General features: G+C 59.2%; 11 protein-coding genes. 9 read left to right on the top strand and 2 right to left on the bottom strand.

Annotated elements, in window-relative coordinates; translation table 11 throughout:
• The first annotated feature begins 112 nt into the window (after window positions 1-112).
• The 3 genes from GF108_RS21945 (at window position 113) to GF108_RS21935 (ending at window position 4203) form a co-directional block, all read left to right on the top strand.
• Complete coding sequence (locus GF108_RS21945; protein WP_153670441.1) at window positions 113-412, top strand: type IV secretion system protein VirB3; 300 nt, start codon at window positions 113-115, stop codon at window positions 410-412.
• Entirely contained in the window at window positions 409-2838 is a 2430-nt protein-coding gene (locus tag GF108_RS21940; RefSeq protein ID WP_153670440.1) for a VirB4 family type IV secretion system protein, read from the top strand. Before GF108_RS21945 ends, GF108_RS21940 begins: the two co-directional genes overlap by 4 nt.
• Window positions 2839-3036: 198 nt before the next feature.
• A complete protein-coding gene (locus GF108_RS21935; protein ID WP_153670439.1) occupies window positions 3037-4203 on the top strand; it encodes a type IV secretion system protein in 1167 nt (388 codons plus the stop codon).
• A 5-nt stretch (window positions 4204-4208) separates the two neighbouring features.
• Here GF108_RS21935 and GF108_RS21930 read toward each other — a convergent pair whose 3' ends face one another.
• Both GF108_RS21930 and GF108_RS21925 read right to left on the bottom strand, forming a co-directional pair.
• Entirely contained in the window at window positions 4209-5429 is a 1221-nt protein-coding gene (locus GF108_RS21930; protein ID WP_153670438.1) for a glycosyltransferase family 4 protein, read from the bottom strand.
• A gap of 71 nt (window positions 5430-5500) precedes the next feature.
• Window positions 5501-6070 (bottom strand): MarR family transcriptional regulator, encoded by a 570-nt coding sequence (locus tag GF108_RS21925; protein ID WP_370462281.1) that lies wholly within the window; start codon window positions 6068-6070, stop codon window positions 5501-5503.
• 198 nt (window positions 6071-6268) lie between these two features.
• On the opposite strand from GF108_RS21925, the gene GF108_RS21920 reads away from it, so the two are divergent.
• The 6 genes from GF108_RS21920 to GF108_RS21895 all read left to right on the top strand — a co-directional run bounded on the left by GF108_RS21920 (window position 6269) and on the right by GF108_RS21895 (window position 14834).
• Window positions 6269-8038, top strand: a complete 1770-nt coding sequence (locus GF108_RS21920) for a type I secretion system permease/ATPase (RefSeq protein WP_153670436.1) — start codon at window positions 6269-6271, stop codon at window positions 8036-8038.
• Window positions 8035-9453, top strand: a complete 1419-nt coding sequence (locus GF108_RS21915; protein WP_091951917.1) for an HlyD family type I secretion periplasmic adaptor subunit — start codon at window positions 8035-8037, stop codon at window positions 9451-9453. The genes GF108_RS21920 and GF108_RS21915 overlap by 4 nt, the downstream gene beginning before the upstream one ends.
• A 292-nt stretch (window positions 9454-9745) precedes the next feature.
• Window positions 9746-10405: a calcium-binding protein gene (locus tag GF108_RS21910; RefSeq protein ID WP_027232973.1), complete on the top strand. Its 660-nt coding sequence runs from the start codon at window positions 9746-9748 to the stop codon at window positions 10403-10405.
• Between the two features lie 72 nt (window positions 10406-10477).
• A complete protein-coding gene (locus tag GF108_RS21905) occupies window positions 10478-12739 on the top strand; it encodes a glycosyltransferase family 2 protein (protein ID WP_153670435.1) in 2262 nt (753 codons plus the stop codon).
• A complete protein-coding gene (locus tag GF108_RS21900) occupies window positions 12736-13581 on the top strand; it encodes a class I SAM-dependent methyltransferase (RefSeq protein WP_153670434.1) in 846 nt (281 codons plus the stop codon). Before GF108_RS21905 ends, GF108_RS21900 begins: the two co-directional genes overlap by 4 nt.
• Window positions 13578-14834 carry a glycosyltransferase family 4 protein gene (locus GF108_RS21895; protein ID WP_153670433.1) on the top strand — a complete coding sequence of 419 codons (1257 nt, stop codon included), beginning with the start codon at window positions 13578-13580 and terminating at the stop codon, window positions 14832-14834. Before GF108_RS21900 ends, GF108_RS21895 begins: the two co-directional genes overlap by 4 nt.
• Window positions 14835-14842: the final 8 nt, after the last annotated feature.

Below are 14842 nucleotides of genomic sequence, written 5' to 3'. Positions count from 1 at the left end.
AAGTGACGAGAGCAAGGTTGGATGTGCAGGTCCGCATCTTCGGTGCGGACAGGCGGCAGCGTGCCGGATCAGCGTTTGCGATTGCGGCCGGTTTCGCCGGAAAGGGTATGAGATGACTGAGGAAGCGCCGGACATGATCTCGTTGGTCAAGGCATTGACACGCGCACCGACCCTGTTCGGCGTGCCGTATATGTATGCCATGTTCAACATGGTGGTGACGGCGGTCATTTTTCTGGCGACGAAGAGCCTGTTCACGCTCTTCCTCGTGCTCCCTATCCACAGTTTCGGCTATTTCCTGACACTGCGCGACGAACAGATATTCAATATTTTGCGGGTCAAGGCCGCCAAGACACCGCCGCAGTCCACCACCCTCTGGGGTGTCAAAAGCTACGCGCCGGGAGATCCGACATGATGTCGCGCGCTGTCCGCAAGGAAATGCGCTACGGCGCCCAGGCGACGCGCGAACGCTCCGTCGCCGCCAACGTGCCCTATACGCGCCATGTGGACGATACTACCTTGCGCACGAAGGACGGCCTGCTCCTGAGCGTACTCAAGGTCGAAGGCTTCTGCTTCGAAACCGCCGACATGGCGCAGATCAACGGCAAGCTCGAAGGGCGCAACACCATCCTGCGCACGCTCGGCAACAGCCGGTATGCCGTCTATGGCCACATGATCCGCCGACGGCTCGAACCGAAGCTCGATGGCGAGTTCACCAACCCCTTCGCCGACGAATTGAACCGCCGCTATATGGCGCAGCTTGAGCAGCGGCGCATGTTCGTCAACGAGATGTACATCACCATCGTCCGGCGGCCGCTGCGCGGCCAGGTCGGCATGATTGAAACCATCGCCAAGGGCATTTTTGCGCGCGGCGGCAAGGGCCAACCCAAGGGCGCGCGGCAGGGCGAAGCCGAGGAATTGCGCGAACTGCGCGATGCCGTCCTCGGTGTGCGCGAGGTCCTGCAGGATTATCAGGTCAAGCTCCTCGGCATCCGCGAGACTGAACCTGGCATTTTCTATTCCGAGCCGCTCGAATTCCTCGTCCAGATTTTGAACGGGATCGAGCCGGTCAAGATGCGTCTGCCGCGCATGCCGCTTGACGGCGCGCTGGCGATGAAGCGCCTGCATTTCGGCCGCAATGCCGTCGAGTTCGTCGGCGCGACGCCGCCTGCCGATTCCCGCCTCGGCGCCATGCTGTCGGTGCGCGAATATCCTTCCTATACGGGCCCCCTCCTCCTTGATGGCCTGTTGAAGGTGCCGCACGAATTCATCGTCAGCCAAAGTTTTTCCATTATCGACAAGCCGGTTGCACAAAACCAGATCGAGCGCGTTTCACGCCAGATCGCCATGGCTGAGGAAGCCGGCTCCATCATCGGCAACCAGCTTGTCGGCGCGCGAGACGAACTTTTGAGTTCGCGTTCCATCTATGGCGAGCACCATCTGTCGATCATGTGCCTCGGCAACGACAAGGCCGAACTGGACCGTTGCATCCGCTCGGTCGGCGCGACGCTCACGGACCAGTCTATCATCTGGTTGCGGGAAGATCTGAACTGCGAGGCGGCATTCTGGGCGCAGCTTCCGGGAAACTTCTCCTATCAGGCGCGCTCGGCGATGATCTCGTCGAAAAATTTTGCCGGGTTTCTTTCCTTGCATAATTTCCCGGGCGGCAAGCGCGACGGCAACCATTGGGGCAGCGCTATCTCGCTTCTGGAGACAACCAGTCAGAGCGCCTATTTCTTCAATTTCCACGTGCGCGATCTTGGTAATTTCACCATGGTCGGTCCCTCGGGATCGGGCAAGACCGTTGCCCTATCTTTCCTGATGGCCCAGTCGCAGCGCATCAAGCCGACGCCCCGCTGCATCTTCTTCGACAAGGACCGCGGCGGCGAGATCTTCATCCGCGCGCTTGGCGGCACTTACGAGATACTGCAGCCGGGCGAGCCGACCGGGTTCAATCCGCTGCAGCTCAGCGATACCGGTCCCAATCGTGAATTCCTGTTCCAGCTGTTTTCGCTGATGCTGCGCCGGCCCGACGGACAGCCCTTGCCCGCAAGCGAAGAAAGCGTCATCCGCTCGGCAATCGCCCAAATTCTCACGACGACCCCTGAGGGGAGATCATTGCCGGCCTTTGCCACGCTGCTGCGAGGACGTATTCGCGCCGGTGAGAACGATCTGCTGGCGCGCTTCGAAAAATGGCTGCGGCCGGACCAGGTCGGCTGGCTTTTCAACAATCCTGTCGATCGCTTTACCTGGTCAGACGTTGCGGGCTTCGACATGACCAAGATCCTCGACGATCCGCAGACCCGCAGCGCGGCGTTGATGTACATCTTCCACCGCCTCGACGAACTCCTCGACGGGACGCCGATCCAGATCTTCCTCGATGAAGGCTGGCGGCTCTTGGAGGACCCGGTGTTTGCGGCCTTCATCAGGGACAAGATGAAGACGATTCGAAAGTTCAACGGGATCATCGGCTTCGGCACGCAGAGCACATCGGATATCGTCAATTCGAACATCGCCCATACGCTGATCGAGCAGAGTGCGACGCATATTTTCTTCCCCAATCCACGCGCCGACCTCGAAAGTCATGCCGGCGGGCTCGGCCTATCGGCGCGCGAAATGGAGTGGATCAAGTCGACGGATCCGGCAAGCCGCTGCTTTCTGATCAAGCACGGCCAGGAATCAGTCATCGCCCGCCTGCGCCTGACGGAAATGGACGACCTCCTCAAGGTTCTTTCGGGACGAGCGGAGACAATACTGGAACTGAATGCCCTCAGGGAGAAGCTCGGCGACGATCCCAAGCAATGGTTGCCCGCCTTTTGCGGGCAAGGAGTAAAGGTGTGAGAGTAACTTGTGTATGCGTAATTCTGCTTGCCACATTGCTTGCTTCAGGCTGTGCGAGCCGGCAGAAATTGAAGACCCCGTGTGATTTGCCCGCATCCGCGCTGTCGTTCGGACCGGTCGATGACTGCGGGCCGCTGCTGCCGGTCAACGAAGCGCTGACGAATATCATCGTCCAGCAGCCACTATAGGACGGGCGGCATGGAGCCAAATTTCATTGCTGCCCTGTCGTCCAACATCGATGCACTCGGCAAGAGTTTCACGGCAACCACTTACGGCGTTCTCGCCGCCTATATGACGCCGGTGCTCAGCGGGCTGATGGTGCTCTACCTCGTCTTCTGGGGCTTTCAGTTCTGGCAGGGGCGCGGCGACACGAATGTCGTTACTGCTGCATTCCGCATGCTTCGGCTCGCAGTGATTTTCTTTCTTGCCACCAGTTGGGGGCCGTTCCAGGTTGCGGTCTATCAGGTTGTGACCATGGCGCCGCTTTTTGTCAGCAACAATGTGATGCTCAACAACATCGTCAATCCGGATACCGGCAAGGCGATGACAGTCGGGACAGTCGCCACCGATATTTCGACGATCTATTCGATTGCTGTCCGGGCGTCGGTGAAGATCGAACGGGAAGCGACGGCGTTGCAAGCCGCCGCTCCGGAAGTTTTAGGGCCAGACGGCAAGCCTGTCCCGGGAGCCCAACCTGCCGCGCCGGCGCGCAAGCCGCCGACGAACCCGCTCGAGACAGTCCTGACGACCTCGTTGCAGTCGGCAATTGTCTGGATCTCCGCCGCGCTCTTCGTCGGCTATGCAATGTTCCTGATGCTGTTCGCCAAGATGGGGTTATGGGTCATGCTGGCGCTGGCACCGATCTTCATCATCCTACTGATGTTCAAGATACCGTCGCGCTTCTTCTCCGGCTGGCTGACGGGTACGCTCCAGGCCATGCTGGTCCCGATCTTCCTCAGCACTTTCCTGAGCTTTTATATTCTCGGCGTCCGCGCCAACATCATGGTTCTGTTCAAGGCCGTCAGCAATCCCGATACACCGCTGATGATCAAGGACGTGGCGCCTTTCGTGCTGATCTGTATTGCCGGCATGTTTCTCATGGCACAGATCGTGCCCTTTGCGGGGCGCATCGCGACAAGCACGCAGGAATGGATCAGCGATGCCTTCGGCAGCGATCGCATCGTTCGCATCGTTACCAATATGGTGGGCGGTGGCCGGCGCGGCGGCGGCGGAATAGCCGGACCGGCTGGCGGCGGCGCTTATGGCTCGGGCGGTGGCCAGATTGCCGGTGGTTCGGCGGATACAAGCCTGCGTGACGTTCAGGACCGCAATGCCGCAATCAACCGGCAGACCAGGAATAGATAGCGGTCTCAGTTGCCCTGCAAGACCGTATTGATCAGGGCCTTTTGGCGCCCGATGCAGTCGATCAGCCTAAAATTGCGCTCGATGGTGCGCCGCGCTGCAACGCGCAATGGCATGAATTTCTCCGGCGCCTTGAGAACGTCGAGGATCGTGCCGGCGAGTGCGTCGGTGTCGTAAAAGGGAACGAGCAGACCGTTCTGTCCCGAGCGGATCACCTCCTGGACCGGTGCTGTGTCGGAACCGATGATCAACGCGCCGCATGACATGGCTTCTATAACCGACCAGGAAAGGACGAAGGGGTAGGTGAGATAGATATGCGCCGCCGAGACCTGGTAGAGCTTGCGCAAAAGATCGTGCGAGATGGCGCCGGGAAAGACGATGCGGTCCGCCGGGATATCGTGCTCGGCCAGCAGTTTATCTTTCCACGAACCGCCTCCCGGCGGAGGAGCGCCATAGCTGACGCCATCACCACCGACAAAGACGAAAATGGCATCAGGATTGCTGCGGATGACTTTTGCCGCCGCGGCGAGCGCCTGAGGAAATCCCCTGTAGGGCTCGAGATCACGGGAAACGAATGTGACGATGGGCGGATCGCCGGGCTTTAGTACGCGCCCATCCGGAAACTTCAGGGTCGCGTTGCGGTCGGGACGAAAGCGCTGCGTGTCGACGCCTTCATGGCACACGGCTATCCGCCGTTGGGCCGCCGCCGGATAAAGGCTCTTTTGCCAGCGGGTCGGACTCACCCCCCCATCGATCGCCTCAAGCGTGAGAAGCTGCGCCACATTGCGCAGCCGCAAGCGCTTTCGTGTATCGAGATCGGGAACGTCGTCAGGCGCAAACCCGACGTCAGCGCCTTCAGCGCGATAGAAGAATTCGCAGTAGCCGATTGCTGGAACCTGCGGCAATACATCCTTGACGAACATCATGCTACCCCAGCCGATGTGACCGATGACGATATCCGGCCGCTCGCCGTGGCGAACCATCGCGTCGAGGGTTTCCGCGACGCGATGGCCGATGCGGACATGGTGATCCGGGATGCCGAGGTGCCGCGCCATTTGGCTGTCGGCCCGGGGACCGGGCTCGACTCGATGCCGAATGACGCGGACCGATGGAATACGCCGGTCGACAGATTCACTGATCAGGCTGACATCGTGGCCAGTTTCGGCAAGGTGGGAGGCCAATGCCGCAAACTGCCCGAATCCACGCCGATGAACGAATGCCACATGCATGACGTCAGAAACGGTCCCAAGAGGAACAGCGATGGTTGCCTGACGTTTGGTTGGGATCGCTCAAAGGCAAATCATAGGCCGTAACGCGTGGCATTGCCCCAAACCAGTTCGAGTCGATGCAAGGTTTGGAAGGCGATTTCCAGGTTGCGGAGGTCTTCTGCGTCCCGTGCGAGCAATCGGTTGTAGGTTCCGCCTGCGTTGCGCAGATCGGCACACAATTGCTCGCCCTTTTCAGTCAGTCTGATACGCGCCGAGCGCTTGTCCCGCTGCGAAGCAACCCTGTCGATATAGCCCCCGTCAGCCAGTTGCTTCAGATAGTACGAGATATTGGAACCGACATAGTGGCCGCGATCCAAGAGTTCTCCAACCGAAAGTTCGACATCCCCTATCGCCAAAAGAACCATCGCCTGGGCCGGCCCCACATCTTCGATTCCGAGTTTCGTCATCTCATTGCGCAGCACGCCAGCAAAGCGACGATTGACGCGTTCTATCATGCGCGCCAGTTCGAAGTGTGTAACGACAACCGCATGGTTTGCGGGCTTCGCCTTCCTGTTGTCGGCTGATATTTCAGGGAAATCGGCGGCCGCGAAGCCGTCGATAGATGTTTCGACTTCCACTCCTTCGTGTAGAAGTTTTTGTATCATCCTTCTCTCCTAGTCAATTTTACTTCAAATTTTGAAGTAAGTTACAAGTATGTTTTCGGGTCTCCCTCGTTGATTTCCCCACCAAAAGAACTTTTTTCTGTCACATTCTCTGCAGTAATACTCTATAAGTCTATTGCATTAGACTGACGCCTCAGGGCTAACCAAGGGCTGTGTCATTTCCAAGGCAGATCACATATGACAGATACTCGTCAAATCAATCCAAATGGCAAGAGCCATGCTGGTAAAAAAGCGCTTTCGGCCGCGAACGCCGAGCCAAAAGCGCTGGTTTTACGGGCCCGTAAGATATTCATGGCGGGCCTGCTTTATGCCGCTCTGCTCAGTGCCTGCATCAGCCTTTTGCAACTTACAGTACCCTTGTACATGCTACAGGTGCATGACAGGGTTCTGAACAGCCAGAGCAAGGACACACTGGTCATGCTCACCATCCTGGCGGTGAGCGCTCTTATAGTTTTTGGTGTTCTTGAGTTCATTCGCGCCATGTCCTTCCAGGCCATGGGCAGCGCGCTTGTGCGCCGGCTGAACCTTCCGGTCCTGTCGGCTGCGGTCGAGGCTTCGATCGACCAGGGCCTGCCGAAGGCGACGCAGTCACTCCGTGATCTGACAGAATTGCGCAGCTTTTTGACCTCCTCGGCGGTCAGTGCGCCGCTTGATGCGGCCTGGTCGCCGATTTTCCTCGCTGCCCTTTTCCTAATGCACCCGGTCTACGGCATCATCGGCGTCATCGCTGTGATTGTCCTTGTCTGCTGCGGCGTCATCACGGATCTTATGACCCGCAGCCTCGTCAAGGATGCAAACCAGGCCAATATCGAAGCCATTTCGAAGATCGGCTCCACGCTCCGCCATGCCGAGGTAATTGAGGCCATGGGCATGTTGCCCGCCCTCGCCCGCCGCTGGCGATCGCTGCAGATGAATGCGATCGGCCTCCTCGATCTCGGCGGCAGCCGCAGCCGTGCCATGGCGACAATCGCGCGCACCATGCGCTTCATGGTCCAGATCGCCGTGCTCGCCGCAGGTACGCTCCTCGCAATGGATCGCCAGATTACGCCGGGTGCGATGATTGCCGCCAGTATCCTCGTCGGAAGGTTGCTGCTCCCATTCGATCATGTCGTCGATAACTGGCGTCTTTGGGTGCAGGCCGTCGGCAACTGGCAACGCATTCAATCGCTGCTGTCGCAGAATCTCGCGGTGCGGCAGACAATGCCGACCCCGCGCCCTCACGGTGATCTTGTCATCGACAAGCTCGTCTATGCCGTGCCGGGTGTCGACGTGCCGATCATCAAGGGCATTTCCTTCTCGCTTTCGCCGGGCGAAGTGCTCGGCATTGTCGGACCTTCTGCGGCCGGCAAGTCCACTCTGGCGCGCTTGCTCATCGGCATCGTGCGGCCGACTGCCGGCGGCGTCTTCCTCGACGGCAACAATGTTTATCTCTGGGAGCGTGGCTCCTTTGGCGAGATCGCCGGCTATCTACCGCAATCGGTCGCTCTCCTTGAAGGAACGATTCGCGACAACATCGCCCGCATGACCGATAGCGAGCCACAGCGTGTGCTAGAAGCGGCCCGCCTCGCTGATGTGCATGAGATGATCGGGCGCCTGCCGCTCGGCTATGACACACCGGTCGGCGATGGCCGCCTGACGCTTTCGGGCGGACAGCGGCAACGCATTGGCCTTGCCCGTTGCCTTTATAACAACCCGAGGCTGATCGTTCTCGATGAGCCAAACGCCAATCTCGATTCGGTAGGTGAACGGGCGCTGATGCGGGCGATCGAACAGGCGCGCGACGACGGCGCCATCGTCATCATGATCGCGCATCGACCGACAATAATGCAGGTGGCTGACAAACTCCTGGTTCTTGAAAACGGCCGGATCACCCAGTTCGGGCCGCGTACGGATGTGGTCGCATCGATTACGCCGGTCAATTCGAAGATGGGGGCTGCCGGAGCATGATTGACAAGATCAAGAAGAATTTGCCGGTTCGGGCCGACGCTTCGCTTCCAATGAAAACGGTCGGCAGTCAGCTCGCGGCGCACCGGCCGATCGCCAGACCTGTCTGGTATACGGAACTCGAACATGATTCCGACCACCCGCCGCTGCGGCGGCTGATCATCGCCGGGGTTCTGACTATCACCATAGCTTTCGGCGGCTTCTTCGGCTGGGCCTATTCGGCCGAACTCGGCAGTGCCGCGGTGGCCATTGGTAGCGTCATCGTCGATTCGAAGCGCAAGACGGTGAGCCACCTAGAGGGTGGCATTCTGGACCGCGTTCTCGTCCAGGAAGGCGATGAGGTAAAAGTAGGCCAGCCGCTGATCAGGCTTGATGATACGCGCGCACGCTCGGATCTGCAGTCGCTGCAGAGCCGCCGCGTCGGTCTTATCGCCAAGCTTGCACGCCTGCGCGCCGAACAAGCCGGCAACACCGAAATTACGTTCCCTGCCAATTTCGGCGAGGTGGGCGATATTTCCGCCGACAGCGCCAAGAAGGCCGAGCAGGTCTTCTTTACCAAGCGCCAGACGCAAAAAGAGAGCAAGATCGATATTCAGAAGAAGACGATCGAGCAATATACCGAACAGGCAAAGGCGCTCGACGTCCAGACCAGGGCGACCGATCGCCAGATCGAACTGATCGACGAACAGCGCAAGGCCATTGCAAGTCTGGTCGCCAAGGGATTTGCCCAGCGCTCGAAACTCATCGAGATCGACACGCGTCTTAGCGAGCTTGCGGGTGATCGCGGCGAGTATGCCGGCGACAAGGCCAAGGCGGAACAGGCCAAGGCCGGCGCAGAATTTGCGCTCACCGGCATCGAAAGCGACATGCAGGCGGAGATCGCCGGCGAAATAACCACGAGCCAGGTCGAACTCGCAGATGTCGAAGAACGGATCGTTGCGGCGAAGGATGTGATGCGCCGCGTAGAGATCAAGTCGCCTCAGGCAGGTATCGTTGCCAATATCCGATTGCGCACGCCTGGCGGCGTCGTCGCTGCCGGCGAGCCACTCCTTGATATCGTACCGGAAAACGAGCCGCTCGTCGTCGAGATGAAGATCGGCCCGCGGGATATCGACAGCGTGACGGTCGGCTCCCCTGCCCAGGTCCGGCTCACGGCCTACAACCAGCGTGCCCAGGCTCCACTGGACGGCAAGATCACCTATCTTGCCGCCGACCAGCTCGTCGACGAAAAGACGGACGCTGCCTACTTTGTCGCGCGCGCCGAAATCACGCCGCAATCGCTTGCGGCCAATCCGCAGGTGAAGCTCTATCCTGGCATGCCGGCCGAGGTCGTCATCGTCCACAAGTCGCGTAAGGCTATCGAGTACATAACCTCTCCGATTGCCGACAGCTTTAATAGGGCGTTCCGCGAGGATTAAGGGGCATATTGCCCCTTACGGCCCCATGTTTCTAGACTACTTCAAATTTAGAAATAAAGTAGTTCCAATTAATATCCAGATCCAAAGTAGTATCTCGTAAAATATAAATTACTTTCACGAATTATTACATGTCATAATACATTCGTGTAATAAATTGTTACTATGTGTTGCCACATTTATATTCCATGACTAGGTTGCATTTCGATTTGGTGCAGTGCACAATCGTTAAAGCATAAACGTCGGAACAGCTCCGGCATTTTGTAAACTCAAAGCAGGACAGAAGGAGAAGCAGATGGCCACTTTAGAAGGCGGCGCCTACGACGACGTTTTGTTTGGCTCGCGTTTCGACGACTTCATCCGCGCCCATGGCGGTGATGATGTTGTCTTTGGCGGAAATGGTCATGACACGATTTTTGGTGATGAGGGGGACGATCTCCTGTTCGGCGACAAGGGCGATGACGCTCTGTTCGGCGGCGAGGGAACGGACGTTCTGTTCGGTGGAAATGGTGATGACGTCCTGAGCGGCGGCAACGGCGATGACGTTCTCTTCGGCGACAAGGGCGACGATGTCCTCCAGGGTGGAGCAGGCAACGATACGCTGTTTGGTGGTGCCGGGAGCGACGTTCTTCTCGGCGGCGCCGGAAATGACTTCATTGCAGGTGGCGCTGGCGATGACGTCCTTATCGGTGGTGCCGGTAACGACGTGTTCCAGTTCACCGGTGGTGGCGGCAACGATGTCGTGCTCGATTTTACCCCTGGGGAAGACATCCTCCAGATCTCCAGCGGTATCAACGGCCAGGACATCCATTCCGCGGACGACCTCGCGTCGCGCGTTACCCAGGTCGGCAACAATGTTGTCGTGGACCTCGGTCACGGCGATTCCGTCACGCTGGTCAACACCAGCTCGGAAGACGTGCAGGCTCATCCGGACAACTATTTCACCGTTCATTGATCGTGAAATCGAATTGCGCGCTCCGCTCCATGCGGGGCGCGTTCCTTCCGCTATGAATGAAAGGGCCGTGTATTGAACCTCGACCATTCGACGGACATTGAAGGCGATACTGAGAGTATTTATGTCTCCCGGCTCTGCGCGGACATTGCTGTCCTGATCTGGGATCTGCCCGGCGCAATGCGGGCGTCAACCAAATGCGTGCTTGAATCGAAGGAGCAGCCTGTTCCGCTGGTCAGCCTCAATATTCCTCTTGAAACCGGCGGCCACCGCGTCCTTTGGGCCATGCGTACCAAGGACGAACCGATTGGCCTGACGCTTTCCGCGGGTTCGCTTGGACCGACAGAACAGACGCTGCTTTATCCGGCGGCCGAGTTGCCGCATCTCGACGTCGATCGGGCGGTAAACAACCTTTCGGCAGCGGGCCATATCAAGCTGCTCACAAATCTCCTGAGCACCTGGCGCAGCATGTTCCGGCTGTCGCAGAATCAGGTCTTTGCCAGCGTGGTGCGTGAAGTCGCGCTAGCGCTCGCTCCCGAGCCGCGCAAGATTCGCGTTTGTGCGCAACCGCTCGAGGGCCAGCATCTGCTTGAAACGGCAATCGATCCCGAACTTGGCGACGTTACCTCGATCTATGCGATTGGACCCAATTCTGTTTCAGCTTTGCCTTCGAAGTTCGTCATCGGCAACCGCGTCCGCAAGGGCTGGCAACCATGCCACTTGCTCGTCGAGTCGGCGAAAACGCTTCCGCAATCCTTCCATATCATTCTCACCGGCAAGAACGGCGTCGCCATACGCGAGTTGACGGATCGGGAGGCTGCCCCCGGCGATTTCCAGAAGTGGTGGAGCAAGAACCAGGCACATCCCGAGCTCCGCGAGTTCCTCGTGCGCCAGCTTGCCCAGATTCCAGCTGCGGGCATTGCAACGGCGATCGACATGCAGATGCGCATGCCGCTCACAGCCAAGCAGATCGCCAAGTCGCAGACCCATCCCGCCGCGGAGATCGACCTTGCCCTTGCGCTCAACGGCGGCTTGCTCGTTGGCGGCTGGACGCATGATCCTTCCTCCATGCTTGCAGGTATCGAATATCTGACCGAAGAAGGCCGTATCCTGCCGCTCAAGCCTAATTTCTACAAGTTCGCAGGCAAGACCGAGGCGCGTGAAGACGGGTTGGGCGCGGATGTCACCGGGTTTGTCGCCTGGGTGCCGCAAACCTCCTCTGCAGGTCCGGTGCTGCAGCCGCGATTCCAGATGCGGCTGACCTCCGGGGCGACCGCACCGCTTATTCCGCCGCTGCAGCCATTCGAGCCCGCAGCGCAGCGCAACCGGATCCTGCGCGCCGTCCCGCCGCAGCATGCGCGCAGTGAGGTCTTTGAGAATATCCTTGCGCCTGCCCTCACCGAGGTCGAGCGCAAGCTCGGCAAGACGGTTCGCATCGCCGATACGAAGGAGTTCGGCGTGATGTCGGCTGCCCCCCTCGTTTCGATCGTTGTACCGCTCTACCGCAACCTCGACTTCCTGCGTTTCCAGCTTTCCGCGATGGCGACCGATCCTTGGCTCGTTGCCAATGCGGAACTCATCTACGTTCTCGATTCGCCCGAAATCCAGGAGGATACGGAGCACCTTCTCGGCGGCCTGCATCTGCTCCACGGCCTGCCGATGAAGCTCGCGATCATGAACCGCAATGGCGGCTATGCCCGCGCCTGCAATGCCGGCGCTAGCCTTGCAAGCGGCACCGTGCTCGTCATGCTGAATTCCGACGTCGTGCCAACCGAAGCAGGCTGGCTCGGGCCACTGGTCGAGCCCTTGCTGGAAGAAAAGAAGCTCGGCGCCATCGGCCCGAAGCTGCTCTTCGAGGATGGGTCGCTGCAGCACGCCGGGCTCTATTTCGCCCCCGACCGGCGCAATGTCTGGCTCAACCACCATTTCCACAAGGGCATGCCCGGCAATTATGCGCCGGCACAGATCGCGCGCACTGTCCCGGCGGTTACGGGCGCCTGTCTCGTCACCCGCAAGGATATTTACGATCTCGTCGGCGGATTTACCGAGGACTATATCATCGGTGACTACGAAGACAGCGATCTGTGCATGAAGATCCGCCAGATCGGTTTTCAGATTGCCTATCAGCCGGCGGTTTCGCTTTATCATTTCGAGCGGCGCTCGATCCGCCGCAGCCCGGACTACATGCGCGGGCTGGCCAGCCAGTACAATTCCTGGCTGCACACCAAGCGCTGGAACAAAGATATCACCGAATTGATGACGACTTACGTGGACGAGGCTGCGGACGAAACCGTGACCGACTTCGTCGCCGAGAAGTCGAAAAGGAGTGCAGCTTGAACGAGGTAATCGCACTGAAGCAGGCTCGGGCCGAGCGTCACCTCCCCTTCAACGAAGATCATGTCCGCTGGTTGACGGATGCCGTGTTGCGCAACCGCTTCCTTCCGCGCCCTGACCCTGACAGCATCTTTGTAGGCGATGGCGATTTCCAGGCTGTGGGCGCCGAATTTCTTGGCCACTTCATTCGCATGGGCGGCCTGCAGCCGCAAAGCCGCATACTCGACATCGGCTGCGGCATCGGCCGCATGGCGGTCCCGCTTACGCAATATCTTGACGGCGATAATGGAAGCTATTGCGGCATGGACCCCGTTGCCGGGGGCATCAACTGGTGCCAGCGCATGGTCAGCCCCGCCTACCCGAACTTCGAGTTCCGACAGGTGGATATTGCCCACTCGCTCTATAATCCGAAGGGCGAGATCAACGGTCTCGAACTGAAGCTGCCTTACGACAGCCGCCAGTTCGATTTCATCATCATGACTTCGGTCGTCACCCATCTGCCCGACGAAGAAGTCACCGCCTATCTTCGCGAAGTCGAACGCGTGCTTGCTCCTGGCGGGCGCGTGTTCATGACTGCATTCGTCGTCGATCAGTCCGCACAAGAAAATAGATTGAAGAAGCGTGACGCGCGTCTCGGGTTCCAGCGCTATGACGAAGGTCCATGCTGGTTCGTGCCGGAAATGCCGCCGCTTGCGGCGGTTGGCTTCGATGATGGCTTCCTCGATCGCGCATTGACCCGCGCCGGGCTTTCGATCGTTACGAAGTCGCTTGGTCATTGGCGCGGCGTGCCCGCCGACCACTACCAGGACGTCTTCATTGCAGAATACAGGGAGGACGGCCGATGACGCGCGTTCTCGTTGCTGCCCATAACCATCCCGCCCTTCATCCGGGCGGGACTGAAATCTTTGCGCACGATCTTTTTCGCGCCTACCAGAGGGCGGGCTGCGAGGCCCTGTTTCTCGGCGCCACCAACCAGATCCATCGTCAGGAGCGTCCGGGCACGAGTTTTCAGAGCATCGGCTCGAGTGGCGACGAGGTCCTGTTGTGGTCCGGCCATTTCGACCGGTTCTTCATGAGCCAGATCGACCTTTACGGTGTCGTTCCGGATATTGTTGAACTCTTGCAGGATTTCCGCCCCGATATCGTGCACCTGCATCACCTGTTGCTGCTCGGCGCAGAATTTCCGCACATCGTACGCCGTACGCTGCCGGACTGCCGGATCGTCATGACCCTGCATGACTACTATCCGATCTGCCACCACGACGGTCTGATGGTCCGCACGAAGGAAAAGGAACTCTGCTACGGCGCAAGCCCCGACCGTTGCCATGCCTGTTTCAAGGATATTCCGCTTGATAAATTCGTCCTGCGCGAGCGCCATCTGAAATCGCTCCTGAGCGTTGTCGATGGCTACGTCGCTCCGAGCGCCTTCCTCAAGCAGCGCTATGTCGAATGGGGCCTGCCGGAAGAGAGGATCAACCTTATTCCGAACGGCCAGCCCGAACGCCCGGCTCCGGCGCAGGCAGACGCGCCGGCGCGCCGCAAGCCGGTGTTTGGATATTTCGGTAATCTCAACCCATGGAAGGGTGGCACGGTCCTGCTCGAAGCGGCCAAGCAACTCATTGCCGAAGGTCTCGATTTCGAGCTGCGGGTTCATGGCGCCGCTCCCTTCCAGAGCGAAAATTTCGTCGAGGCGATCGACAAGCTGTTCGCCGAAACGGCGCCGGTGGTGCAACGGCGGGGAGCCTACCGCCGCGACGACATTGCTGGCCTAATCCGTTCCGTGGATTGCATGGTCATGCCGTCGATCTGGTGGGAAAATGCGCCCCTGGTCATCCAGGAAGCCCAAGGCCAGAACTGTCCTGTCATTACCAGCAATATTGGCGGCATGGCCGAGATGATCGAGGACGGCGTCAACGGCCTGACTGTTCCGCCGAATGACCCGACGGCGCTGGCCGCAGCCATGCGGCGCATAGTGGAGGACCCGGATCTGCGCGAGATCCTGAGCCATGGGGCGCGTCACCCCGAAACGATAGACACGACAGCACTTCGCTATCTCGCACTCATCGAGAGCCTGCGTCCTGCGCGTGTCGCAGCCTAGAGGAGTAC

The organism is Phyllobacterium sp. SYP-B3895, from assembly GCF_009647635.1.
Classification (GTDB): Bacteria; Pseudomonadota; Alphaproteobacteria; order Rhizobiales; family Rhizobiaceae; genus Phyllobacterium; species Phyllobacterium pellucidum.
This window is presented reverse-complemented; position numbering and strand designations above follow the sequence as displayed.

Bases quoted from the DNA above. Each gene is read 5' to 3' on its own strand.
- GF108_RS21945 (WP_153670441.1), top strand. From the start codon at position 113: ATGACTGAGGAAGCGCCGGACATGATCTCGTTGGTCAAGGCATTGACA.
- GF108_RS21940 (WP_153670440.1), top strand. From the start codon at position 409: ATGATGTCGCGCGCTGTCCGCAAGGAAATGCGCTACGGCGCCCAGGCG.
- GF108_RS21935 (WP_153670439.1), top strand. From the start codon at position 3,037: ATGGAGCCAAATTTCATTGCTGCCCTGTCGTCCAACATCGATGCACTC.
- GF108_RS21930 (WP_153670438.1), bottom strand. From the start codon at position 5,429: ATGCATGTGGCATTCGTTCATCGGCGTGGATTCGGGCAGTTTGCGGCA.
- GF108_RS21920 (WP_153670436.1), top strand. From the start codon at position 6,269: ATGACAGATACTCGTCAAATCAATCCAAATGGCAAGAGCCATGCTGGT.
- GF108_RS21915 (WP_091951917.1), top strand. From the start codon at position 8,035: ATGATTGACAAGATCAAGAAGAATTTGCCGGTTCGGGCCGACGCTTCG.
- GF108_RS21910 (WP_027232973.1), top strand. From the start codon at position 9,746: ATGGCCACTTTAGAAGGCGGCGCCTACGACGACGTTTTGTTTGGCTCG.
- GF108_RS21895 (WP_153670433.1), top strand. From the start codon at position 13,578: ATGACGCGCGTTCTCGTTGCTGCCCATAACCATCCCGCCCTTCATCCG.